The organism is Crossiella sp. CA-258035 (genome assembly GCF_030064675.1).
Taxonomy (GTDB): domain Bacteria; phylum Actinomycetota; class Actinomycetes; order Mycobacteriales; family Pseudonocardiaceae; genus Crossiella.
The window spans coordinates 4,878,170-4,900,401 of sequence record NZ_CP116413.1; the positions used below are offsets into that span (position 1 = coordinate 4,878,170).

20 protein-coding genes and 1 pseudogene are annotated in these 22,232 nt (G+C 72.6%); 9 read left to right on the forward strand and 12 right to left on the reverse strand.

What is annotated here, in order from left to right; genetic code table 11:
* Window positions 1-80: 80 nt before the first annotated feature.
* The 3 genes from N8J89_RS22315 to N8J89_RS22325 are packed head-to-tail and all read left to right on the forward strand — an operon-like array spanning window position 81 to window position 1,429.
* Window positions 81-716, forward strand: a complete 636-nt coding sequence (locus N8J89_RS22315; RefSeq protein ID WP_283658934.1) for a DJ-1/PfpI family protein — start codon at window positions 81-83, stop codon at window positions 714-716.
* 4 nt (window positions 717-720) lie between these two features.
* Entirely contained in the window at window positions 721-1,185 is a 465-nt protein-coding gene (locus tag N8J89_RS22320; protein WP_283658935.1) for a hypothetical protein, read from the forward strand.
* Between the two features lies 1 nt (window position 1,186).
* A complete protein-coding gene (locus N8J89_RS22325) occupies window positions 1,187-1,429 on the forward strand; it encodes a hypothetical protein (protein ID WP_283658936.1) in 243 nt (80 codons plus the stop codon).
* A gap of 1,058 nt (window positions 1,430-2,487) precedes the next feature.
* On the opposite strand, the gene N8J89_RS22330 is transcribed toward N8J89_RS22325, so the two are convergent.
* From N8J89_RS22330 to N8J89_RS22365, 8 genes and pseudogenes are all read right to left on the reverse strand, one after another.
* Window positions 2,488-3,711, reverse strand: a complete 1,224-nt coding sequence (locus N8J89_RS22330) for a Glu/Leu/Phe/Val dehydrogenase dimerization domain-containing protein (RefSeq protein WP_283658937.1) — start codon at window positions 3,709-3,711, stop codon at window positions 2,488-2,490.
* Between the two features lie 61 nt (window positions 3,712-3,772).
* Window positions 3,773-5,002: pseudogene (gene thrS / locus N8J89_RS22335) on the reverse strand (threonine--tRNA ligase); the annotation flags it as partial.
* 157 nt (window positions 5,003-5,159) lie between these two features.
* Complete coding sequence (locus N8J89_RS22340; protein ID WP_283658938.1) at window positions 5,160-5,768, reverse strand: TetR/AcrR family transcriptional regulator; 609 nt, start codon at window positions 5,766-5,768, stop codon at window positions 5,160-5,162.
* A 213-nt stretch (window positions 5,769-5,981) separates the two neighbouring features.
* Window positions 5,982-7,355: a type VII secretion integral membrane protein EccD gene (eccD, locus tag N8J89_RS22345; RefSeq protein ID WP_283658939.1), complete on the reverse strand. Its 1,374-nt coding sequence runs from the start codon at window positions 7,353-7,355 to the stop codon at window positions 5,982-5,984.
* Between the two features lie 14 nt (window positions 7,356-7,369).
* Window positions 7,370-7,726 carry a YbaB/EbfC family nucleoid-associated protein gene (locus N8J89_RS22350; protein WP_252480381.1) on the reverse strand — a complete coding sequence of 119 codons (357 nt, stop codon included), beginning with the start codon at window positions 7,724-7,726 and terminating at the stop codon, window positions 7,370-7,372.
* Between the two features lie 21 nt (window positions 7,727-7,747).
* The gene (locus tag N8J89_RS22355; RefSeq protein WP_283658940.1) at window positions 7,748-8,845 is read right to left on the reverse strand and encodes a polymorphic toxin type 44 domain-containing protein; all 1,098 of its coding nucleotides are present in this window, start codon (window positions 8,843-8,845) and stop codon (window positions 7,748-7,750) included.
* Window positions 8,842-9,831 (reverse strand): WXG100 family type VII secretion target, encoded by a 990-nt coding sequence (locus tag N8J89_RS22360; RefSeq protein ID WP_502868497.1) that lies wholly within the window; start codon window positions 9,829-9,831, stop codon window positions 8,842-8,844. Before N8J89_RS22360 ends, N8J89_RS22355 begins: the two co-directional genes overlap by 4 nt.
* Window positions 9,832-9,865: 34 nt before the next feature.
* Window positions 9,866-10,615, reverse strand: coding sequence for a WXG100 family type VII secretion target (locus tag N8J89_RS22365; protein ID WP_283658942.1), 750 nt, complete (start codon window positions 10,613-10,615; stop codon window positions 9,866-9,868).
* A 124-nt stretch (window positions 10,616-10,739) separates the two neighbouring features.
* Here N8J89_RS22365 and eccCa point away from each other — a divergent pair, with 124 nt between their 5' ends.
* The 6 genes from eccCa (at window position 10,740) to N8J89_RS22395 (ending at window position 18,087) form a co-directional block, all read left to right on the forward strand.
* Window positions 10,740-14,708, forward strand: a complete 3,969-nt coding sequence (gene eccCa / locus N8J89_RS22370; protein WP_283658943.1) for a type VII secretion protein EccCa — start codon at window positions 10,740-10,742, stop codon at window positions 14,706-14,708.
* A gap of 119 nt (window positions 14,709-14,827) precedes the next feature.
* Window positions 14,828-15,187, forward strand: a complete 360-nt coding sequence (locus N8J89_RS22375; RefSeq protein WP_252480385.1) for a WXG100 family type VII secretion target — start codon at window positions 14,828-14,830, stop codon at window positions 15,185-15,187.
* A 22-nt stretch (window positions 15,188-15,209) separates the two neighbouring features.
* Window positions 15,210-15,533: a hypothetical protein gene (locus N8J89_RS22380; RefSeq protein ID WP_252480386.1), complete on the forward strand. Its 324-nt coding sequence runs from the start codon at window positions 15,210-15,212 to the stop codon at window positions 15,531-15,533.
* Window positions 15,534-15,637: 104 nt separating this feature from the next.
* Window positions 15,638-16,003, forward strand: coding sequence for a hypothetical protein (locus N8J89_RS22385; RefSeq protein ID WP_283658944.1), 366 nt, complete (start codon window positions 15,638-15,640; stop codon window positions 16,001-16,003).
* A complete protein-coding gene (locus N8J89_RS22390) occupies window positions 16,000-17,274 on the forward strand; it encodes a WXG100 family type VII secretion target (RefSeq protein ID WP_283658945.1) in 1,275 nt (424 codons plus the stop codon). The genes N8J89_RS22385 and N8J89_RS22390 overlap by 4 nt, the downstream gene beginning before the upstream one ends.
* A gap of 12 nt (window positions 17,275-17,286) precedes the next feature.
* Complete coding sequence (locus tag N8J89_RS22395) at window positions 17,287-18,087, forward strand: transglycosylase SLT domain-containing protein (RefSeq protein WP_283658946.1); 801 nt, start codon at window positions 17,287-17,289, stop codon at window positions 18,085-18,087.
* On the opposite strand, the gene bla is transcribed toward N8J89_RS22395, so the two are convergent.
* The 4 genes from bla to eccB are packed head-to-tail and all read right to left on the reverse strand — an operon-like array spanning window position 18,080 to window position 22,224.
* The gene (bla, locus tag N8J89_RS22400; RefSeq protein ID WP_283658947.1) at window positions 18,080-18,988 is read right to left on the reverse strand and encodes a class A beta-lactamase; all 909 of its coding nucleotides are present in this window, start codon (window positions 18,986-18,988) and stop codon (window positions 18,080-18,082) included. The two genes, N8J89_RS22395 and bla, sit on opposite strands and share 8 nt — an antisense overlap.
* Window positions 18,989-19,007: 19 nt before the next feature.
* Window positions 19,008-20,111: a S8 family serine peptidase gene (locus N8J89_RS22405; protein WP_283658948.1), complete on the reverse strand. Its 1,104-nt coding sequence runs from the start codon at window positions 20,109-20,111 to the stop codon at window positions 19,008-19,010.
* Window positions 20,112-20,140: 29 nt separating this feature from the next.
* On the reverse strand, window positions 20,141-20,803 hold the full coding sequence (locus tag N8J89_RS22410; protein ID WP_283658949.1) for a LuxR C-terminal-related transcriptional regulator: 663 nt from the start codon (window positions 20,801-20,803) through the stop codon (window positions 20,141-20,143).
* On the reverse strand, window positions 20,800-22,224 hold the full coding sequence (gene eccB / locus N8J89_RS22415) for a type VII secretion protein EccB (RefSeq protein WP_283658950.1): 1,425 nt from the start codon (window positions 22,222-22,224) through the stop codon (window positions 20,800-20,802). The genes N8J89_RS22410 and eccB overlap by 4 nt, the downstream gene beginning before the upstream one ends.
* Between the last annotated feature and the right edge of the window lie 8 nt (window positions 22,225-22,232).

A 22,232-nucleotide genomic window follows, 5' to 3' on the forward strand; every position in this document is an offset into this window, starting at 1 on the left:
GGTTATTGGCTTTCCAGCCACTCGCGCCCCGCAGGCCCACCCGCCACAGTGATCACCGACCCCAAGGGGAAAGGATCACCATGCTCGCCCAGATCGTCCTGTTCGACGGCGTCGACCCACTCGACGCGATCGCCCCGCACGAGGTGCTCGGCGCCGCGGGCGCCCACACCGGCGGCGCGATCACCGCCCAGCTCGTCACCGTCGGCACCGCCACCACGGTGGTCAGCGGCAACGGCCTCACCCTGCACGCCCAGGCCGCCCTCGACCCCGACCGCGCCGACGTGCTGATCATCCCCGGCGCGGCGGGCTCCATGGCCAACGGCGCCACCGAGATCACCGACCGCCTCACCGCCGCCCTCACCCCCACCCTGCACCAGGCACTGCACACCTTCACCGCCCGCCCCGGCACCGTGCTCGGCACCGTCTGCGGCGGATCACTGCTGGTAGGCGCGGCGGGCCTGCTCACCAACCGGCCCGCGGTCACCCACCGCGCCGGCCTGGCCCAGCTGGCCGCCTTCGGCGCGGTCGTGGTGCCGGCCCGGGTGGTCGACGACGGCGACCTGGTCACCGCGGGCGGCGTCACCTCCGGCCTGGACCTCGCCCTGCACCTGGTCGAACGCTTCCTCGGCGCGCAAACCGCCTTCGCCATCGAGACCCTGTTCGAACACGAGCGCCGCGGCGTGGTCTGGCGCGCCGACGCGGTGACGACGGGCTGAGCCGATGACGAAGTTCCTGCTCAGCGTGCACGTCCTGGCCGCCATCGTGCTCATCGGCCCGGTCACCGTCGCCGCCAGCCTGTTCCCCCGCTACGCCGGCGCGGCCCTGCGCGCGGAGCCCACCGCGGTCCCGGTGACACTGCTGCTGCGACGGATCACCCGCGGCTACATGATCGCCGGAATCGTGGTGCCGGTGTTCGGCCTGGCCACCGCGGTACAGCTGAAGGTGCTGGGCGACGCGTGGCTGATCATCTCCATCATCCTCACCGCCCTGGCCGCCACCGTCCTCGCCGCGGTCGTCGTGCCAGCACAAACCACGCTGGTCAACGCCCTGCCCAAGGCCACCGGCGACGAGCCGTGGCAGGGCGTGCTGCGCACACTGCGGATGTCCACCGGGATCTTCAACCTGCTGTGGGCGGCCGTGGTGGTGCTGATGATCGTCCGCCCCGGCTCAACCACCGGAGCCTGACATGCGCCTGCTCCGCTACGCCGCCCTGGCCGAGATGATCACGGTCGCGGTCCTGCTGCTCAACCTGGTGACGGTCCACTGGCGTCCGGTCAGCGCCCTCACCGGACCACTGCACGGCACGGCCTACCTACTGGTCATCGCGGCCTGCCTGGTGATCGAGAACACCCCGTCCCGCACCCGCCTGCTCGCCTTCATCCCAGCCATCGGCGGCTACCTCGCCCTGCGCCGCCTCCAGCAACGCTAGGCCGGCCAGCTCCTTCGCCCGCCGCGGCCGTGCCCAGCATCCCCGCGCCAGCACCATTCGCTTGATCTTGAGCTGGGCCGAGATCGAGACGATCGGCACACCCGCCGCTCCGATGCCCATCCCTTTGCGCCGCAACCCTCTTCGCCCATGCGGCCCCGGCCTGCGGTCCGCCTTCGGATGCCCGGCGGAGTGCAACCCCAGCCCCGCGAAACTCGTCGCCTCCCTCGACGAAGTCGATCTGCTGGGTCGCGGGCGGAGCCGGACGCCGGTCGTCTCGACGAGTCGGAGCACCTCCTTGATCAGCCCGAGCCGGGTTCGCTCGGCGCACTCCTCTCAGGCCTCGATGCAGTTTATGGGTTCTTGCTTGTTGGATGGATTAGTTTCGATTCACACTGAAATTATCGTAGGAGATGAGCTTTTGTTGGTGGCTATGGCGATGGCGTGGCTGTTCCGGCACACCATCAAACGGTGGGTCAACCGGTACCGGCGGCGCCCCGGCCCGGAGTCCGGCGAGTGAGACCGGGGAGGTAGGATCAGGCCACTGAAGTGCGGTTATGGTCCGGGCGCGGCAGCAGACACGGCGCAGTTGACCCGATCGAGCGACAGTGATCCAAAACGAAAGGCAACCAAAACCGGGGTTCGAGCGTTCCGCAGAGGAACGGTGGCGGCGGCGGACCCCGTCAGGGGCGGCAACGGCCACGGCTCCCCTGGCCCCGGTCAACGCTCACCTGGCTCCGGCCCAGGAGAAAGATCGGCCGAGCGTCGGTCAGCCAGCGAGCTACGGGCCAGCCAGCGACTCGTGTCGGCTCCACGCCCACGTCCGCTGCCCGCGCGCCGTGGCCCGAGGTCCCGCCCCGGCCGGGTTGGCCAGCGTGGCCCGGCCCCGGCGGCCCGCGGAGCAGGGCTAGCTGGCGCTGGGACTTCGGCTGGTGCGAGCCAAGATCAGGTGGAGCCGAAGCTCGCGTGAGGTGAGCGCGGAAGCCGGGCGGGGCGGCTGGGGCAGGTGGTCGAGCGGCTGGGGCGATGGCTGGGATGCGCGCCGGCGGGTGGGCTGGTGGTCAGCCGAAGCGGGCTTCGATGGCGGCGAGGTTTTCCGTGGTCATCGCGGTGGCCGCGGCGCGTGGGGGGACGCCGGTGGTGCGGGAGCGGTGCAGGATTTGGGTGACCAGGTGGTGCATTTGGGTGCGGACTTTGGTGAAGGAATCGGGGGCGTTGGGGTTGATGTCGCCGAAGAGGGCCCACCACCACCAGGAGTTGGTGGCGGAGTTGGCGACGATGTCGGGGATGACCGTTACGCCCCTGGCGGTCAGGGCCGTTTCGGCTTCTGGGGTGATGGGCAGGTTGGCGGCTTCGACGATGAGGCGGGCCGTGACGCGGGTGTGGTTGGCGGTGTTGACGCAGTAGGAGATCGCGGCGGGGACCAGGACCTCGGTGGGGAGGGTCAGCCAGGCGTCGCGGGGTAGCTGCTCGTCGGTGGGGTGGAGCTGGGTTCGGTCGATGGCGCCGTGGGGGTCGCGGGTGTGCAGGAGGCGTTCCACGTCCAGGCCGTTGGGGTTGGCGATGGTGCCGTGGATGTCGGCGATGCCGACCACGCGCAGGCCCGCCTCGGCCAGGAAGCGGGCCGTGGCGCCGCCCATGGAGCCGAAGCCCTGGATGACCGCGCGGGCGCCTTCGCGGGGCGTTTCAAGCTCAGCCATCGCGGTGAGGGCGGCCTGGGCTACGCCCGCCCCGCCTACCAGCTCGTCCAGGGCGATGCCGTCGACGGTGATGGCGAAGGCGTCGATGAGGCGTTGGGTCGCGGTGGGTTCGTCGTCCAGCAGGGGGTAGACCGCTTGGATCGAGCTGCTCAGGCCCACCTCGGCGATCACCTCGTCCAGGGTGTCCTGGCGCAGACCCAGGTCCTCGCCCGTGGTCCAGACCGTTTCCAGGTACGGGCGGACGGCTTGCAGGTAGCGGCGCAGGACCTGGCGGGACGCCGGGTCGTAGGGGCTGCAGTCGATGCCGCCCTTGGCCCCGCCGAGCGGGAGGTACCGCGCGGCGGGGTCGTAGTTGAGGGCTTCCTTGGCGGTCATGCCGCGGGCCAGGCCCCGGACCTCGGACAGGGTGCAGCCTTCGCGCAGGCGCAAGCCGCCGCTGCACACGCCGCGGACCAGGCGGTCGATGACCAGGAAGCCGCGTTTGCCGGTGACCGGGTCGGTCCAGGTCAGTTCGAGCAATGGAGCGCGATCGTCACCGGCCTGCTCCCGCGCCGGGGCGGCCGGCTGCTGGATGACCTCGATCATGCGCACTCCCCTTGCTGACTGACCAGACAGTTGACTCAGTATCGATCATCGACCGTCGATGTCAACCGACGTCCACCCAGAGCCGTGGGCTGTGCGCCTGGACCACCGCTTGCACGCTGCGCAAACAGTCTTCCGCGGGCATCGCGTCCAGGCGACGGCCGTCGCGCAGACGCAGGGCGACCTGGCCCTCGGCCGCTTCTCGCGCGCCGATCACCGCCTGGTACGGGGCCAGGCGGGCGGCGCGGATCCTGGCGCCGAGCGACCCCTCCCCCGGTTCGAGCACCTCCGCTCGCAGGCCGAGGTCGCGGCAGCGGCGCAGGAGCTCGGCGGCGGGCAGCTCCTCCTCCGGCGAGATGGGCAGGATCGCCAGCTGGCGCGGGGCCAGCCAGGGCGGGAAGGCGCCGCCGTGGCGTTCGATCAGGTGCGCCACCGCCCGCTCCACGCTGCCGATCACGCTGCGGTGCACCATGACCGGCCGGTGCCGTCCGCCGTCGGGGCCGATGTAGTGCAGGTCGAACCGCTCCGGCTGGTAGAAGTCGACCTGGACGGTGGACAGGGTGGACTCGCGGCCCGCGCTGTCCGCGATCTGGATGTCGATCTTGGGACCGTAGAAGGCCGCTTCGCCTGCCACCGCCTCGTAGTCGATGCCCGCGGCGTCGAGGACCTCGCGCAGGATCGCGGCCGCGCGCTGCCACATCTCGGCCCCGGCGACGTACTTGCCGCCCGCGCCGGGCAGCGAGAGCCGGTAGCGGGCGTCCTGGATGTCCAGTGCCGCATGGGCCTTCCGGATCAGCTCCAGCGCGGCACCGGCCTCCTCGGCGACCTGGTCCAGGGTGCAGAAGATGTGCGCGTCGTTGAGCTGGATGGCGCGCACCCTGGTCAGGCCGCCCAGCACGCCGGAGAGCTCGGCGCGGTACATGCCGCCGAGCTCGGCCAGCCGCAGCGGCAGCTCGCGGTAGCTGTGCGCGCGGGAGCGGTACATCAGCGCGTGATGTGGACAGAGGCTGGGGCGCAGCACCATCTTGTCACCGCCTAGATCCATGGGCGGGAACATGTCCTCGCGGTAGTGGTCCCAGTGCCCTGATCGTTCGTAGAGCTCGCGTTTGGCCAGCACCGGCGAGTAGACGTGCTGGTAGCCGGCACGCAGCTCGGCGGAGCGGATGTACTCCTCCAGGCTGTGCCGGATGGCCGCGCCGTCGGGCAGCCAGTAGGGCAGGCCCGCGCCGATCAGCGGGTCGGAGTCGAACAGGTTCAGCTCGCGGCCGAGCTTGCGGTGGTCAGGCATCGTGGTCTCCTCGCTGGATGCGGAGAGCGGGTGACCACACGGCGAAGCCCCGGGGCACCCGCCCCGGGGCTTCGCGTCAAGTCATGCTGTCAGCGCGCCGGGACGTACTCCGGCGTCGTAGTCACGTTGGCGCGCTGCATGTCGATCACCGTAGCAGACCGGTTCAGACCAGCGCGCCGAGTTTGTCCGCGCTGATGCCCAGCTCCCTGGCCACCGCCTCGTGCAGCCACCCGGTCAGGTCCTCCGGACGGACCGTGCCCTGGCGCGCGACCAGCTGCACCGCGAGGCCGTCCAGCAGCGAGGTCATCCGCCAGGCCGCGCCGCGCGGGTCGGGGCAGACGAACGCGCCCTCGGCCACGCCCTCGTTGATCAGCTCCTCGACCGCTTCCCGCCAGCGCAGGTCCAGGTTCTGCGCGACCTTGCGCAGGTTGTCATCGTGCAGCGAGGCGGCCCAGCCCTCGATCCAGAGCACCCAGCCGGTGGCGTCGCCGGTGGGCGCGTAGAAGCGCAGCACCGCGGCGAGGCGGGTCAGGGCGTTGCCGGCGGCGCGCAGCTCGGCCAGGCGGGCCAGGTCGTGCTCGGCGGCGGCGGAGAAGGCCTCGGCGATCAGGTTCTCGATGGTGCCGAAGTGGTAGAAGACCAGCGCGGTGCTGATGCCCAGCGAGGCCGCGATGTCCGCCGGGCGTGTGGCAGCGATTCCCCTGGTGCGGATGTGTTCGATCGTCGCACTGAGGATGTCGTGGCGGCGCCCACCGTTCTGCCTGTTCGACACCTGATCACTCTAACCGCTCTGTCCCAGGTCCTTGCGGGTTGGGGGTTGGGGTTCGTAAGGGGATTATTTTCATTCGACACTGAAATTATCGGGAGGACGAAGCTTTTTGCCACGACGAAGGCGGTGGTGGGACGAGCGGCGGGAGGAGCGAAAGGAGGGCTAGAGGCTGGGAGGGGACAGCGAGGCGGGACGCGGGCTGAGGCTGGGGCTCGGTCAGCCCACCGCGTCACGGATGGCGTTGTAGATGCCGAGCACGGCGCCGGCCAGCGGCACCACCGAGATCAGCAGCGTGTACTCCAGGGCGTCCAGCAGCCGCGCGCCCTGTGGCGAGTGCTTGCCGCGCACGACGCGGGCGGCGTAGCTGATCGACACTCCCCCGCCGACCGCGACCGCCGCCGCGGTGGCCAGCAGCCACGGGGCCGGCAGCGCCCAGCTCAGCCAGACCGCGAGCACGCCGAGGCCGCCCAGTCCGGTGCTGATCACCGCGATCCGTTGCAGGGTCCCGGCGTAGGTCCGGGAGCGCAGCACCCAGGCCAGGCTGGTGACGCCGACCAGCAGCGCGGGCCACATCGAGTCGGACCTGGTCAGCACCACCGCGCAGCCCAGGACCACCGCGCCGAAGGCGGCCAGCAGACCGGTGAGGATCTCCTCCGCGGCGGTGGTCTGGCCGAGGACGTCGGGGCCCAGCGCGGGTTTCTCGTCGGCGCGGAAGGACTTCATGTCGGCCGGGACCGTGGGCAGCGGCAGCCGGGCGAAGCGCAGCGCGATCATCGGGGCGGCCGCGCCGAGCGCGGTGACCAGCGGCAGGGTGACCGCGGCGGCGTGACCGGGGTCGAGATCGAACAGCAGCACCGCGGCGGCGGCGAGCGCGCCGAGGGCGGCCGCGATGGCCAGGGCGCCGAACCAGGCCAGGCGGTGGGCCAGCAGGACCGCGGTGATGGCGGCGTAGAGGGTCAGCGCGGCCAGGCCGAGGGCCAGGGACTCCGGGCGCAGCGGCAGCGGCTGGCGTGGTGGCAGCGCGGACATCCCGGCCAGCAGGGCGGGCAGGGCGCCGGTGGCCGCGCAGGCGCTGCCCGCGCCCAGGTCGGTGTAGGCGCGGGTGAGGGCGCCGCCGATGAGCAGCAGGGCCACCGCGAGCACGCCGGAGACGATGGGGGCGAACAGGTTCCCGGCCAGTGCCGCGGTGGCGAGCAGGGCGGCGCCGCCGAGCAGGACGGCCGCGGCGGCCAGGCCGAGGATGCGGCCGACCTGGGGTTGCCAGGCGCCGGAGCGGGCGGTGGCGGAGCTGGCGATGGCGTCGACGACGTCGTCGAAGAGCAGCGGGGTCTCGTAGCGCTCGCGGGGGTTGAGGTAGAGCACCTCGCCGTCGCGGACCGCTGCGGCGGCCACGGTCAGGCCGGGGGCCAGCGCGGCCTCGCCGAGCCGGGACAGGCCCCAGCCAGGACCCGCCCCGGTGGGCAGGTCCTGGGCGCCGGCCAGGCGGATGAGTTGTGGCAGCAGCTCGGCGACCGTGCTGGCCATGGGCAGAGCGAGGTCCATCCGGGCGCGCGGGGTCACCACGGTGACCCGCCTGGCCGTCGGCGTCATGCGAGTTGTCCTTGTCAGAACTGGAAGTTCTCCGTGCGGGCGGCGGACTCGATCACCGGGGCGAACCGGGCCGTGCTGGCCTCGGCGACCCGGCGCAACCCGTCGTTGACCGCTTCGGCGACGTGCTCGCCGAGTTCGCGGGCGTCGCTGCGGCGCAGCTGCTGGGGGTCGATGAGCACCTCGGTGACCCGGCCGGTGCCCTGCACGGTGACGGTGACCTCGTCGCGCTGGGAACGGCCCTGCACCAGCATGCTCTCCACGTTGCGCTGGATGCGCTCGATCTCCTCCTGCTGGCGGCGCACCCGTTCCAGGAGGTCGTCGACCTGGGGGATGTCGCCGCGGTCGAAGGCGGCAAAGGGATCGGGCTGCATGTGACCGTCCTTTGTGGAGTGTTACGGGGTGATCGAGCCACGCTGGCGCAGCTCGTTCAGCCGGGTGGGGTCGGTGATGTACTGGCGGATCAGGTCCGGGGTCAGCTGCTCGGGCGGCACCTGGCGGAACAGCTGGATGCCCATCTCCACCGCGTACTGGTCGGCCGGGTCGGTCCAGTGCCCGCTGGCCAGATCGGCGGCGTTGGCGCCCTGGTGCAGCTCGAAGCTGCTGAACCCGGACGCGGTGCCGACGTAGCCGTAGTGCAGGTTGGACCAGAAGTCGTGCCGGATCTTCAGGGTAGTGCCGTCGATGCCGGTGAGGAAACCGGTGTGCCGGTTCATGCCCATCAGCTGCCGGATCTCGCCCTTGTGGTCCCACGGGCCGCCCGGCCGGACCAGCCAGGTGAACAGGCCGAGGGCGTGGGTCTTGTCGCGGGTGCTGGTCAGGGGCTCCAGCAGCGCGCCCCAGCCGGGGTTGTTCAGCCGGTGCAGTCCGGCCGCGGTCTGGGAGCGGCCGTTGTAGCTCATCTCGTTGGTGATGTAGTCCACCAGCCGCTGGAACGGGGTGCGCGGGGGCGGCGGGGTGCCGGTGGGGAACAGCGCGGTGAGCTCGGCGCCGAGCTGGGCGACGATCTTGCGGGCGGCCAGCACCGCGACCTCGCCCATGGCGTTGGCGTGCACGATGTAGGGTCGCAGGTCGCCGTTGTAGATCGCGGCGGAGACGGCGAGGCGTTCGACGTTGCGGCCGCGTTCGATGAAGTCGGCGAGCACCTTGTCCATGGCGGCGCGGGCCTTGCGCAGCACGGTCGCGGCCGCGCGCAGCTTCTCGGCCTGTTGCCGCAGCTGCTGTTCCTGGCCGATGCGCAGGCCGGTGCTCCAGCGTTCCACCAGGGCCAGGAAGGCGGCGTAGGCGGGTCCGCGCCAGCCGCTGTTGGCCCGGCGCGCGGCTTCCAGGGTGGCACTGGCCACTGTGGACAGTCGGTCGGCGAGGCCGGTGAGGCGGGTCGCCTCGGCCTCCAGCGCGGCCGGGTTGCCGGTGACCACCAGCTGGAACTGGCGCAGCGCGGCGGCGTAACCGGCCAGCACGGCCGAGACCGGGCTGCCCACCGCGGTGGTCATGCCGACACCTTGCCGTCACCGTCACCGTCGATGGCGACCTTAATCGGCGTGCCGCCGACGGTGGCGTTGACGATGGTGTCCCGCCCCGAGGGCGCGGTCACCGTGGCACTGCCTTCGCCAGTGGTCACGGTGACGCTCACCCCGGCGCCCGTACCGTGACCGCTGGGGGACGGCACGGGGTTCGGGATGCCGGGCGGTGGCGCGCTCGGGGCGGGAGTTCCGGAGGCCGGCGATCCGGGGGACGGAGCGGCCGGGTCGACCGGGATCCACATGTTCTGCCCGTTGCCGGGCTGCGTGGTTCCTGGCTGGGTGGTTCCGGGCTGGGCGCCGCCGAGGGCGGGCGGCTGGTACTGGGTGAAGTCCTTGGCGGGCAAGGTGGTCGGCTGCGCACCACCGGGCGCGGGGGCCGCGCCGTCCTTGCCGGTGACCAGGCCGACCAGCTTCTCCAGCTGGCCCAGCACCTCGGCCATGGTGGTCAGCTTCGCGGCCAGCTCCACCGCGCCCAGGGACTTCAGCAGCGCGCCGAGCGCGGCCAGGAAGCCTTTGAGCGCACCGCTGGTGGCGGTGGACAGGGCGACCGCGGCGGCGTAGGTCCACGGGTTGGACATCAGCCCGGCCACGGTCGGGTTGATCGCGGCGACGATGGTCTTGAACGCCAGCTGGGCCTTCTGGATGATCGAGGCGGCCAGGCCGAGCTTCTGCGCGACCTCCTTCACCACCGAGATGATCTTGGTGAAGGAGTCCAGCAGGTTGGTGATCTTCTTGCTGGCCGCGCCGGAGGCCGGGCCGCGCCAGACCTTGCGCAGCTGCTCCCCCGCCTGCTTGAGCTGCCGGTAGAGCTGGGCGAACTCGTTGGCCTTGGCCAGCAGGTCGGTGACGTGCTTGAGGATCTGGCCCGGGTTGCCGTTGATGATCCAGTTGAGGAAGGTGCCGGGCCCGCCGCCCTTGGCGGTGACGTCCATGGCGGCGCTGACGGGGAAGGCCATCGCGGTCACGCGGATCTCCTCTGCTCGGCCGGCGTCAGGACGCCGAGATCGGGCGGTACACCCGGGTGTCGGCGAGTCCGGTGAAGCTGGGCCGCACCAGGCCGTTGTTGTAGAGCTGTCCGCGCTCGCCGACCACCGCCACCACCGGGTCGCGGTCGAAGGCCAGCACCACGATGTCACCGGCGCGGACGCCGCCCGGCACGTCGCCGAGGTCGCGGGCCAGCCCGGCGTAGACGCCGATCACCCCGGCCCGCTGCTGGTTGCCGGCCTCGGTGTCCAGCCAGCGGGCGAAGGCCACCGGGTCGGCGAAGGAGCGCTCGCCCAGGTCGCTTATCCCGGCGGTGCGCAGGTAGCCGAGCACGTTGTCCACCGAGGCGGGCTGGGCCGCGCCGGAGAGGCTGGCACCGGTCGCGGCGGCGGCCAGCCTCTCGGCATTCGGTGAACTCCACAGGGTGGAGGACACCGCGGCCAGTTCCGACTGCCTGCCGGCGTAGACGTCGGCGATGCGCCGGTCGTGGTCCTGGTAGGTGTCAGCGACCTTGCGCACGTTGTCGTTGAACTCCTGCAACAGCGAGAGCAGCGTGTTCAGCGAGCTGACCTGGGTGGCTTCCAGCTTGGCGTTCATCGCGCCCACCGCGGCGCCGAGGGCGGAGAAGTCCGAGGGGTTCACCCGCATCGAGCGCAGCGCGCCGACCGCGTTGGCCGCCTGCATGATGATGCCGCTGAGGTTGCCGGCCACCGACCGCATCTCCTCGGGGCTGGCGTCGAACCCAGGCAGGCTCACGGCCATCTCACCCTCCCACCTCGCCGGTCATGTGCTCCCCAGCGAGAGTAGGTTCCGCACACCCTGCGCACGGACGGCAAAAGTACCCACCAGCGCGCGGGCCGAAGTGACCAGAATCGGCTGGGTGCAGACCGCGCGGAAGAGCCGACGGGTCCCCGAGCCGCCCGCGGGGGAGATCACCCTGCAGTCCCCGCCCATGCTGGCCAAGGGCGGCAACCAGGGCATGATGGGCCTGCTGTTCATGCTGCCGATGATGCTGGGCATGGGCGCGATGTCCTTCGTCTACATCGGACGCGGCGGCGGGGTGATGACCTACGTCTTCGGTGGCCTGTTCGTGGTGGTGATGATCGGCATGATCGTCATGTCGCTGGCCCAGGGACGCTCCCAGAACAAGGCCAAGATCAACGAGGAGCGGCGGGACTACCAGCAGTACCTGGCCAACCTGCGCAGACAGGTCCGCGAGGTGGCCGCCGCCCAGCGCGCCCACCTGCTCGACTCCCACCCCGAACCCACCGATCTGTGGACCTTCGCCGAGGGCGACCGGCTGTGGGAGCGGCGGCGCTCGGCGACCTCCTTCGGGCAGCTGCGCGCCGGGCGCGGGCCGCAGCGGCTGGCCACTCCCCTGCGCGCGCCGCAGACGGTGCCGCTGGAGGAGCTGGACCCGGTGTCCTCGACCTCGTTGCGGCACTTCATCCGCGCCTACGCCACCGTGCCGGACCTGCCGGTGTCGGTGTCGCTGCGCTCCTTCGCCAGGGTCGGGGTCAGCGGGCCGCGCGCGGTGGTGCTGGACCTGGCGCGGGCGCTGCTGGCCCAGGCTGCGCTGTTCCACTCCCCCGCCGACCTGCGGGTCGCGGTGTGCGTGGCCGCGGACCGGCGCGGGGACTGGGAGTGGGTGAAGTGGCTGCCGCACGCCCAGGACGCCACCGGCGCGGACGCGGTCGGCCCGGCCCGCCTGGTCGCCGGGGACCTGACCACGCTGGCCGACCTGCTGGGCAACGACCTCGGTGACCGGCAGCCGTTCACCAGGCGCGCCGGGATGGGCTACGACGCCCCGCACATCCTGCTCGTGGTCGACGGCGGCCGCACCTACGGCGACCCCCGGCTGGCCCCGGTGGGCGGGCAGCACGGGGTCACGGTGCTCGATGTCGGCCACGAGGTGCCGATTGACACCCCCGGCACGGAGAGCCTGCGGCTGCACGTCTCGCCGCAGCGGATGGGCATGGTCACCGGGGAGGGCGCGGAGTCCAGGGTGGCCTACCTCGGCGAGCCCGACGGGCTGTCCACCGCCGCGGCCGAAGCCCTGGCCAGGGCGCTGACCCCGCGTTTCCACGGGGTGGCCGCGCCGTCGGAGGCGCCGGTGAGCGCCACCTTCGGCCTGGCCGGGCTGCTCGGGCTGGGTGATCCGCGCGATGTGGACCCCGAGGTGACCTGGCGGCCGCGCACCCCGCGGGAGCGGCTGCGGCTGCCGCTGGGCCTGGATCCCGAGGGCAGGCCGGTGGAGCTGGACCTCAAGGAGTCCGCGGAGAACGGCATGGGACCGCACGGACTCGTGGTCGGCGCGACCGGCTCGGGCAAGAGCGAGCTGCTGCGCACCCTGGTCACCGGGCTGGCGGTGACGCACTCCTCGGAGACGCTGAACCTGGCGCTGATCGACTTCAAGGGCGGGGCGACCTTCGCCGGGATGACCGGGCTGCCGCACACCTGCGCGGTGATCACCAACCTCTCCGACGACCTCACCCTGGTCGACCGGATGGCCGACGCGCTCAACGGCGAGATGCTGCGCCGCCAGGAACTGTTGCGCGCGGCCGGGAACTTCGCCTCGGTCCGGGACTACGAACGGGCCAGGGAGAACGGCGCGCCGCTGGCCCCGCTGCCCTCGCTGCTGCTGATCATCGACGAGTTCAGCGAGCTGCTCTCCAGCCGCCCGGAGTTCGTGGACCTGTTCGTGATGATCGGCCGCCTGGGCCGCAGCCTCGCGGTGCACCTGCTGCTGGCCTCGCAACGCCTGGAGGAGGGCCGGCTGCGCGGGCTGGAGGCGCACCTGTCCTACCGGATCGGGCTGCGCACCTTCTCCGCCGCGGAGAGCCGCACCGTGCTCGGCGTGCCCGATGCCTACCACCTGCCCGCGATCCCCGGCTCGGCCTACCTCAAGAGCGACACCGAGACGCTGCAACGGTTCAAGGCCGCCTACGTCTCCGGTGACCTGCCGCCCAGGGAGTCCGGGACCAGCGGCGAGACCGCCGCGCCCGGCCGCCAGGTGCTGCCGTACTCCCTGGAACGAGTGGAGATCGTCGAACCGGTGCGCGCCGAACCGGCCGAGGCCGTGCCGGCCGCCACCGGGGAGACGATCATGGGCGCGATGATCGACCGCCTCATCGGCAAGGGCCCGGACGCGCACCAGATCTGGCTGCCGCCGCTGGACGAGCCGCCTGCCCTCGATCACCTGCTGCCGCCGCTGGGCGCCGATGCCGAGCGCGGCCTGTCCCCGATCGGCTGGGGCGGCAACGGCAAGCTCACCGTACCACTGGCCATTGTGGACAAACCCTTCGAGCAGCGCCGCGACCTGATGTGGGCCGACCTGGCAGGCGCGGGCGGGCACGTGCTGCTGGTGGGCGCGCCGCAGAGCGGCAAGAGCACCTTCCTGCGCAGCCTGATCGGCGTGCTGGCGCTGACCCACACGCCGGTGGAGGTGCAGTTCTTCCTGCTGGACATGGGCGGCGGCGCACTCGGCCCGGTGGCCGGGCTGCCGCACGTCAGCGGCTACGCGGTGCGCAGGGACGCCGACTCCTGCCGCCGGATGGTCGCCGAGCTGTCCACCCTGCTGGCCGAGCGGGAGGCGCTGTTCGCCCGGCACGCGGTGGACTCGATGGCCACCTTCCGCCAGCGCCGCAAGGAGATCCAGGAGAGTGAGCTGGGCGACCGGGAGTTCGGCGACGTGTTCCTGGTGGTGGACGGCTGGACCACGGTGCGCGAGGAGTACGAGCAGCTGGAGGAGTCGATCACCCGGCTGGCCGCCAGGGGCCTGGGTTTCGGCATCCACGTGGTGATCTCGGCCAACTACTGGATGGCGGTGCGGCCACCGTTGCGGGACTCCATCAGCACCCGCTACGAGCTGCGGCTGGGCGATCCCAGCGACTCCGCCATCGACCGCCGCGCCGCCCAGAACGTGCCACCTGACACCCCTGGCCGCGGGCTGACCCCGGACAAGCTGCACTTCCTCGGCGCGCTCCCCCGCATCGACGGCACCCAGTTCGCCGAGTCGATGACCGCCGGCACCGCGGACCTGGTCGAGAAGATCACCTCCGCCTGGCCGGGATCCGTCGCACCACAAGTGCGTCTGCTCCCGCACGAGTTCCCGGCCAGTGATCTGCCTGACGTGCACCAGCATCCGGGCAAGCAGGTGCCCTTCGGCATCGCCGAGAACGACCTGTCACCGGTGTTCCTGGACTTCCAGACCGAACCGCACTTCCTGGCCTTCAGCGACGTCGAAGGCGGAAAATCGGGGCTGCTGCGCACCATCGCCAACGGCATCATGGCCCGCTACACCCCCGAGGAGGCCGCGATCCTGGTGGTGGACTACCGGCGCGGCCTGCTCGGCGCGGTCGACGGCCCGCACCTGCTGGGTTACGCCGGCAGCGCCCCGGTGCTGGACGGGCTGCTCGCCGAGGTCGTGCAAGCGATGCGCGCCCGGCTGCCCGGCCCCGAGGTCACGCCGGACCAGCTGCGCCGCCGGGACTGGTGGCAGGGCCCCGATCTCTTCGTGCTGGTCGACGACTACGAGCTGGTCGCCACCGCCGGCGGCACCGCGCACCCGCTGCTGCAACTGGTCGAGTTCCTGCCCCAGGCAAGGGACATCGGCCTGCACCTGGTCGTGGCCAGGGGCAGCGGCGGCGCGGCCCGCGGCATCTACGACCCGGTGCTGATGCGGATCAAGGAGCTCGGCTCCCCCGGCCTGGTCATGTCCGGCTCGCGCGACGAAGGCGTGCTGCTGGGCGATGTCCGCTGCGCCCCACAGCCGCCCGGCCGTGGCCAGCTGGTGTCCCGGCGGCACGGCAACCAGCTCGTCCAGGTCGCCTGGACACCGGGCAGCTGAGCCGGTGTGGGTACAACTACCGCCACCCCGACCGGCACTTGTGCCGTTGGGCGGCAACAACTCCGTACTTAGGCTCGACACCAAGGAACACCCGGTGAATGAGAGGAGGTGGTTCGCCCATGGCCGGTCCCGGCTTTGAGGCCGATGCCGCCGCGATGACCAAGGCGATCAGCGGCTTCCACCAGTCCGCCACCGCGACCAAGTCCACCATGACCGGACTCCAGAACGACCTCGGCTGGGCGCTGAGCAACTCCTACCAGGGCAACCAGGCCGCCGCCTTCCAGCAGCTGCACACCACGCTGCAGGAGAAGATGGCCAAGGCCACCGCCGCCCTCGACCGGATGTCCAGCCTGATGACCGACGTCAGCCGCAACTACAACACCGGCGACACCAACGCCACCGACGACATCAACAAGGTGGCAGGCGCCGCGGCCAACAGCGCGGCCGGATCCGTGTTCAACCGCCTCGCTGGCTCCTGACCGGGAGAGGACACCAACGCCCATGCATTCCACCGGCAGCGGCGGGGACGTCGTCTCCGTCAACTTCAGCCAGCTCGCCGCCAGCTCCGACGCGCTGTCCAACCGCGCCAACGCCCTGGAACGGCACATGCACGAGCTGGACGGCTCGCTCGGCTACCTCCGCAACACCTGGTACCGCTCGGGCAGCGCCGCGGGCGCGCAGGCCCAGCAGGCCGAGAACGACCTGCGCTCAGCCATCGCGGAGATGGTCGCGGTCATCCGCAACTTCTCCGCCAACACCGGCAAGGCCATGACCGACCAGATGGCCATGGAGCGCACCAACGCGGGCCTGTTCCCCAGCGGCTGACTCATCCCCGCCAGCCGCTGGCCCCTGCCCGGGGCAGACCCGGAAATCTTCGCCCTGGGCAGGGTCCGCGGCCCGCGAGACCGACCACAACCGAGGGGGCAGGGGTGAGCACCGAGAACAACTCCTTCGCCGTGCACCTGGCGTCGCTGGTGGACTTCGCCCGCGAACTGGGCACCCAGCTGACCGGCATGGCGCAGCCGCTGGCCCACCTCGGCGGCCTCACCGAACGCGAGGTCCAGCTGGGCCAGTTCACCGAGGCCGACCTGCTCGGCGCGCACCACCTGGCCGCGGCCGAGGAGATGCACGCCCTGCTCGGGCGGGCCGGCCAGGCCATCGACTTCGCCGAGGACGTCACGCACACCATCGCCGAGGCCTACCGCCGCCAGGACCAGCAGGCCGGGCAGGCGCTGGTCAACCTCGGCAACGTGCTGCAGATCTCCGACCCGCGCACCGACCCGGGGAGGCTGTGACCCCCGTGCACTTCGCCAGCGACGGACAGACCGACTTCGCCCGCTACAGCCACCGCCAGCTCTACGACATGCTGCACGCCGGCCAGCCCAAGACCATGCGCGCGGCCGCCGATGCCTGGGACGCGGTCGGTTCCCGGCTGCACGAGCAGGCGGGCAACCTGGAAGGGCAGCTCGCCCGGTTCCGGCACCAGTGGCGCGGCGGCGCGGCCGAGCAGTACCAGTCGATGATCACCGACCTGGCCGGCGGGCTGCGGCGCACCGCCGAGGCCGCGCACGCCATGCGGGACCTGGCCCACGACACCGCCGAGGCGCTGATCAAGGCCCAGGCGACCATGCCGCCGCCGACCGAGGTGCCCGAGGTCTCCGCGGCCACGCTGCGGATGGCCGGCGCGCCGATCCAGCTGGGGCCGGGCACCTCCCCGGAACTGGCCGCGCGGGTCGCCGCGCAGCAGGCCGAGGCGGTGGCCGCGGTCCGCCAGCAGCAGCAGGCCGCGCAGGTGGCCAACGCCAGCCACGCCCGCGCGGTGCTGATCATGGAGGACCTGGCCAACCGCTACCGGGTCGCCCAGGCTTCCATCCCCGAGTCCCCTGCCGGGCGAGTGCCTGCCGGCCCGCAGGGCGTCGACCACCCCGGCGCCGGGGCCGCCGCACCGGTCAAGCCGCCGCTGTTCGGCGGCATGTTCGCCTCCGGTCTCGCGGCTGCCTCGGCCGCGGCGGCGGGTCGCTTCGCCGGTCCGCTGCCCAAGGTGCCGGACTGGGCGAAGAAGCCCGATTCACAGCAACAGCAACAGCAACAGCAGGTTCAGCCGGGCGCAGTGACCCCCGGGATCGGCGCGGAGGCGGCCAAGCTCGGCGCGGGCGCGGCCGGGCTGGGCGCGGGACTCGGTGCGGGACTGGGCAAACTCGGCGGCGGTGGCGGCGCGGGCGGGCTGGGCAAGATCGGCGCTCCCGGTGGTTCCGGCACGCAGGCGCAGGCCGCGGCCGGGCTGGCCGGAGCGGCGGGCGCGGCAGCCGCCGCCAGGGGCATGGCGGGCGCGATGGGCGCCGCCGCGGCGGCTGCCGGCTCCGCCCAGGGCATGGCGGGCGGCATGCCGATGATGCCCATGATGCCGATGGGTGGCGGCATGGGCGGCGACCTCGCCGGTGGCCGCCGGATCCCGCCCTGGCTGGTGGAGACCGAGGACGTGTGGGGCGAGTCCGCGGTGATCACCCCGCAGGTCATCGGCGAGGAACCCGAGGACCGCCCCGAACCACCGTCCTTCCGCTACTAGGAGGTCTCCGCCATGCCCAGGCTCACCGACCAGGAGATCGCGCAGCTGGCCTGGGACGCCGGGTTCCGCGGCGACATGCTGAACACCGCCGTCGCGGTCGCGCTGGCCGAGTCCAGCGGCCGCACCGACGCCATCGGCGACGTCGCGCTGGAGACGAGCAAGTGGGGTCCTTCGGTGGGGCTGTGGCAGATCCGCTCGCTCAACCCCGGCCACGGCACCGCCCGCGAACAGGCCCAGCGCGACGAGACCGCCAACCTGGACCCGGCCACCAACGCGGCCAACGCCTACGCCATCTCCGGCAACGGCACCAGCTTCCGCCAGTGGTCCACCTACACCAACGGCGACTACCAGCGCTACCTCGACCGTGCCCGCGCCGCCTCGGGCCTGGTCACCGGCAACCCGGTCCAGCCCGTCCGCCAGGCCGAACCCGCGCCCACTCCCGCACCCGCACCCGCTCCGGCGGCTCGCGGCAACGGCCAGGCCTTCCACGCGGCGGGCGGCACCCTCGGCCCACTGGCGCGCACCCTGCACACCGCCGCGGCTGACCTGAACACCTTGCGCGGCAACCTCACCGCGAGCACCCTGCCCGGCGACGCCTTCGGCCAGATCCCGCAGTCCCGGCAGGCCGCCCAGTCCCACGCGGCCACCCTGTCCAGTCTGGCGGGCACCCTCGGCGAGGCCGCCGAGGAGATCGACCGCACCGGCGGAAACGTCACCACCGCCAGGGAGAACTACCTCCGCCAGGACCGCCACCACGCCGAGCAGTACCGCCAGATCATCCTGCGGCTGTTCACCGGCACGAACGTCAGGTGAGCTTGCCCAGCACGTAGCCCGCCGCCTCGGCGACCACCGCCTGCTTGTACTCCGCGTCCTTGGCCGCCTTGCTGGACATCACCGCCACCACCACCGGCGCGCCTCCCGGCGGCCACACGATGCCGATGTCGTTGAGCGTGCCGTAGTCCCCGGTGCCGGTCTTGTCCGCCACCGTCCAGCCCGCGGGCACCTTCGCCCGGATGCGCTGACCGCCGGTGGTGTTGCGCTCCAACAGGTCCCGCAGGAACGCCCGCTTCTCCGCCGGCAGCGCGTCACCCAGGACGATCTTGCGGTAGTCCTCGCCCAGTGCCCGCGGTGAGGAGGTGTCGCGCGGATCTCCCGGCGTGGCCTCGGTGAGCGTGGGCTCGGTGCGGTCCATCCTGGTCACCGTGTCGCCCAGGCTGCGGACGTACTCGGTCAGCTTCGCCGGTCCGCCGACCTCGCGCAGCAGCAGGTTGCCCGCGGTGCCGTCGCTGTAGCGGACCGCGGCATCGCACAGCTCCCGCAGGCTCATCCCGGTGGCCACGTGCTTGCTGGTCACCACCGCGCTCTTGAGCAGCTCCTCCTTGCCGTAACGCACCACAGTGTCCAAATAGGACAGTGGGTGCCGGGCCAGCACCGCCGCCGCGGCCAGGCCCTTGAACGTCGAGCAGAACGCGAACCGCTCCTCCGCCCGGTGCTCGACGGTCGCGCCGGTGCCGGTGTGCAGCGCGTACACCCCGATCCGCGCGTCGAACTCCCGCTCCAGCTCCACCAGCCGGTCGTGCCGCTGCGGCGCGGCAGCGGTCGACGGTGGCGGCGCGCTGGTGGTGACGGCGGGCTTCTCCTGGCTCGCGCAGGCGGCCAGCGGCAACAGCGCCGCCGCACCGAGGAACGCGCGGCGGCTGAAGATCGACGACATGCCCCGACCCTACCCAGGATCACTTGCTGGGCGCGCCCGCCCCGTCCCCGCCGATCCGCCAGCCCCGTGACCGGCCGCGCCGCACCGCCGCGGTGGCCACCACGGCCACGCCCGCGGCCAGCACACCCAGCACCGCCAACGCCCCCGGCAGCCGGTCGTGCCGCACCGGATCGGCCGGACCCGCCGCGATCGCCACCGTGGGCCGCGGCGGGGCACCCGGCCGCTGCCCCGCCACCGGTGCGGCGACTCCTGGCGGCAGCTCCGCCGTCACCGCCGAGTACGCGTCCAGCACACCCCAGCCCAGCACCGGATCATGCGCGCCACCAGCGCCACTGGCCGTCACCAGCAACCGCGTCCGCACCTGCTCCGCCGACAACTCGGAGCGATATCCGCGCACCAGCGCCGCCGCACCAGCCACATAGGCCGCCGCGAACGCCGGGCCGCCCACCCCCCACCGGTGCCCGCGCCCACCGGCGGACACGCTCACCAGATCGGCCCCCGGCGCGGCCAGCCCCAAGTGCTCCCCGGACTCCGCCGACACCGCCGCGCCGTTCTGGTCGATCCAGCCCACCGCCAGCACACCGGGCAGCGCACCGGGGAAGGTCCGGGTGGACGGCTTGTCCCCCGCCGCCGCGGCCACCACGACCACGTTGCGGGACAACGCGTTGCGCACCGCGGCCGACAACGCGCCGCTGCTGCTCGCCGACGGGCTCACCACCGCGATCACCGTCGCGCCACCCTCCACCGCGCGGGTGATCCCCGCGGCCAGGGAGTCCGGATCGGCCTGCGGCACCCGCACCGCCAGCACCTGGCTGCCCGGCGCGATCCCGGCGAACGTGGTGTCCGGATCCGGCCGCGCCGCGATGATCCCGGCCGCGAACGTGCCCCGCCCGTCACAGTCGGCCTGCGCCTCCCGCACCCGCCCGGCCAACTGCCCGCTTGCTTCCACCCCTGGCGCGACCACCGCGACCCGCTGCCCGGCCCCCTCGGTCAACGGCCACAACCGGTCCGCCCCGATGAGCCGCTGCGCCCAGTTCACCGGACCGCCGTAGTTCCCGGCGGGCGCGGCGCACTGCTGCGCCACCGCCATCGGGGTGAACCCGAAGGCGGACAACGCGCACACCGCTACCAGCCCCGCGGCGCGCCGCCCCATCAGGCCCGGCCCGCCCAGTCGGTGGGTGTGCTGTGCGCCAGCCCCTCCTCGATCGCATACCGGGTCAGCTCCGGCCGGCGGCGACAGCCCGTCTTGTCCCGGATCCGGTCCAGGTACGAACGCACCGTGCGCACGCTGATCGCCATCGCCTCCGCGATGTCCTGGTCCCGCTCCCCCGCCGCCAGCAACGCCAGCACCTGCCGCTCCCGCACCGACAGCTCGATCACCGGCCCGTTGTTGCGGTCCCGCGAGGCGTTGAGCACGTAGGAGGCCAGCGTCGGCGACACATAGCTGTTCCCGGCCGCGATCTCCCGCACCGCACGCAGGATCTCGTCCCCGTCGCTGTCCTTGGACAGATAACCCCTGGCCCCGGCCGCGATCGCGCCCAGCACCTCCGACTGCCCGGCGTGCGCCGAGACCACCAGCACCCGGTGCCCCATGCCGACCACCTCCATCACCGCGGCCGCGTCCCGCACCCCCGGCAGCTTCAGGTCCAGCACCACCACCGAACCGGACCCGCTGCGCCGCGCGGCGAACTGCGCCACCGACTCGGCCACCCCGTCCAGCTCGACATCGGGCGCGTCCGCCAGCACCCTGGCCACCGCGGCCCGGTACAGCGGATGATCCTCGATGACCCCGACCCTGATCCGCGCTCCGCTCACCGCGCCACCACCTCCTGCGCCTTGGCACGGTCCAGCACCGGACCGGTCCGCAACAACGCCAGCACACCCGCGGGCACCGGCCGACGGGCCACCGCCCCATATCCCAGAGCCTGCACCGACTCCGCACCCGCCACCGGGAACTTCACCCCGGCATCGGTCACCAGGTACACCGCACCGGAGGACGCCCCCGGCGCAGGCTGATCCGCCACCAGCGCCCCGGCCCCGCCCGGCACCAGCGCCACGTCCGCCACCCGCCCTTGATCGTCCACAGTGGACGGACTGACCGCGGCGTCGCCATAGGTCAGCTTCGCCCCGGTGGCCCCGAAATCGCTCGCGCACACCGTGCCCGGCAACCCGCCGAGGGACACCGGTTCCGGTCGCCGCAACGGATATCCGGTCGGCTCCCGCTCGCCAGGGCTCTCCGCCCTCGGCGCCTCGGCCAGCTCCGCCGCGGGCACCGCCAGCACCCGCGCCCGCCGGTCCGGATAGGCCGCCGCGTTGCCCGGCGCGGCCAGCACCAGCCTGGCCTCGGTCTCGGTCACCGGCGCCACCCCGTCCGCGCGCACCACGTAGAACCCGTCCGCCACCCCCTCGGCCTGGAGCACCTGCCCCACTCGAGTGTCCACAGTGCCCAGTCGCGGGCCCGGAGATCCCGCCTGCCGCAACGGAACCACCGCCAGGTCCCGGCCCACCGGCACCGTGTTCAGCCAGTTCCGCGCCACCGGCAGCGCCCGCACCGGCTCGTACCCCAGCGCCACCACCGCCCGCTCGTCGGCCAGCTTGAACCGGTGCCCACCGGTCAACAGGAACCGCTCCCCGGAGGCCAGCCGCACCAGCAGCCCCTCCCCCGCCCGCAGCTCCCGCCCACCCGGCGCGCGCCCCACCGACACACTCGAACCCGGCTCCACGTTGGCGGGCAGATCGGCCGAACCACGCGAACACGTCGTCCACGGCCCGCCCAGCAGCCGCCCGGTCTCCGGCAACGAGTCCGGCGCGCCCGCGATACCCACCGTCGCGCCCCTGGGCAGGTCGGCCAGGGTCTTGGCGGGCACGGTCACCGTGCGGTCCCCGTTGCCACCGGCCAGCAGCCGCGCGGAGGCGAAGTTCAGCACCGGGTGCAGCAGGTCGCCCTCACCGAGCACGAACCGGGCGCCGGTCTCCTTCTCCACGATCACCTGGCCGCCCTGCTTCCACTCCGCGGCCCGCGCCGGGCTGAGCACCCCGATGATCCCGAACACCGCGGTGACCAGCAGCGCCACCGCGATCCCGAGCACCGTGCCCAGCAACAGCCGCCTGCTCGGTGAGACCGGGTGGTTGGCGTCCCCGGCCACCAGCGCGGAGACCAGCCGCCTGCGCAGGAACTGGTACGCCTGCACCTGGTCCTTCTGGGTCCACACCGCCGCCCCCTCGCGCCGTCGCACTGCTGCGC

What these genes read in the sequence shown, in the direction of transcription:
- N8J89_RS22315 (WP_283658934.1), top strand. Translation starts at nt 81, where the DNA reads ATGCTCGCCCAGATCGTCCTGTTCGACGGCGTCGACCCACTCGACGCG.
- N8J89_RS22320 (WP_283658935.1), top strand. Translation starts at nt 721, where the DNA reads ATGACGAAGTTCCTGCTCAGCGTGCACGTCCTGGCCGCCATCGTGCTC.
- N8J89_RS22325 (WP_283658936.1), top strand. Translation starts at nt 1,187, where the DNA reads ATGCGCCTGCTCCGCTACGCCGCCCTGGCCGAGATGATCACGGTCGCG.
- N8J89_RS22330 (WP_283658937.1), bottom strand. Translation starts at nt 3,711, where the DNA reads ATGATCGAGGTCATCCAGCAGCCGGCCGCCCCGGCGCGGGAGCAGGCC.
- eccD (WP_283658939.1), bottom strand. Translation starts at nt 7,355, where the DNA reads ATGACGCCGACGGCCAGGCGGGTCACCGTGGTGACCCCGCGCGCCCGG.
- N8J89_RS22350 (WP_252480381.1), bottom strand. Translation starts at nt 7,726, where the DNA reads ATGCAGCCCGATCCCTTTGCCGCCTTCGACCGCGGCGACATCCCCCAG.
- N8J89_RS22355 (WP_283658940.1), bottom strand. Translation starts at nt 8,845, where the DNA reads ATGACCACCGCGGTGGGCAGCCCGGTCTCGGCCGTGCTGGCCGGTTAC.
- N8J89_RS22360 (WP_502868497.1), bottom strand. Translation starts at nt 9,831, where the DNA reads ATGGCCTTCCCCGTCAGCGCCGCCATGGACGTCACCGCCAAGGGCGGC.
- N8J89_RS22375 (WP_252480385.1), top strand. Translation starts at nt 14,828, where the DNA reads ATGGCCGGTCCCGGCTTTGAGGCCGATGCCGCCGCGATGACCAAGGCG.
- N8J89_RS22380 (WP_252480386.1), top strand. Translation starts at nt 15,210, where the DNA reads ATGCATTCCACCGGCAGCGGCGGGGACGTCGTCTCCGTCAACTTCAGC.
- N8J89_RS22395 (WP_283658946.1), top strand. Translation starts at nt 17,287, where the DNA reads ATGCCCAGGCTCACCGACCAGGAGATCGCGCAGCTGGCCTGGGACGCC.
- bla (WP_283658947.1), bottom strand. Translation starts at nt 18,988, where the DNA reads ATGTCGTCGATCTTCAGCCGCCGCGCGTTCCTCGGTGCGGCGGCGCTG.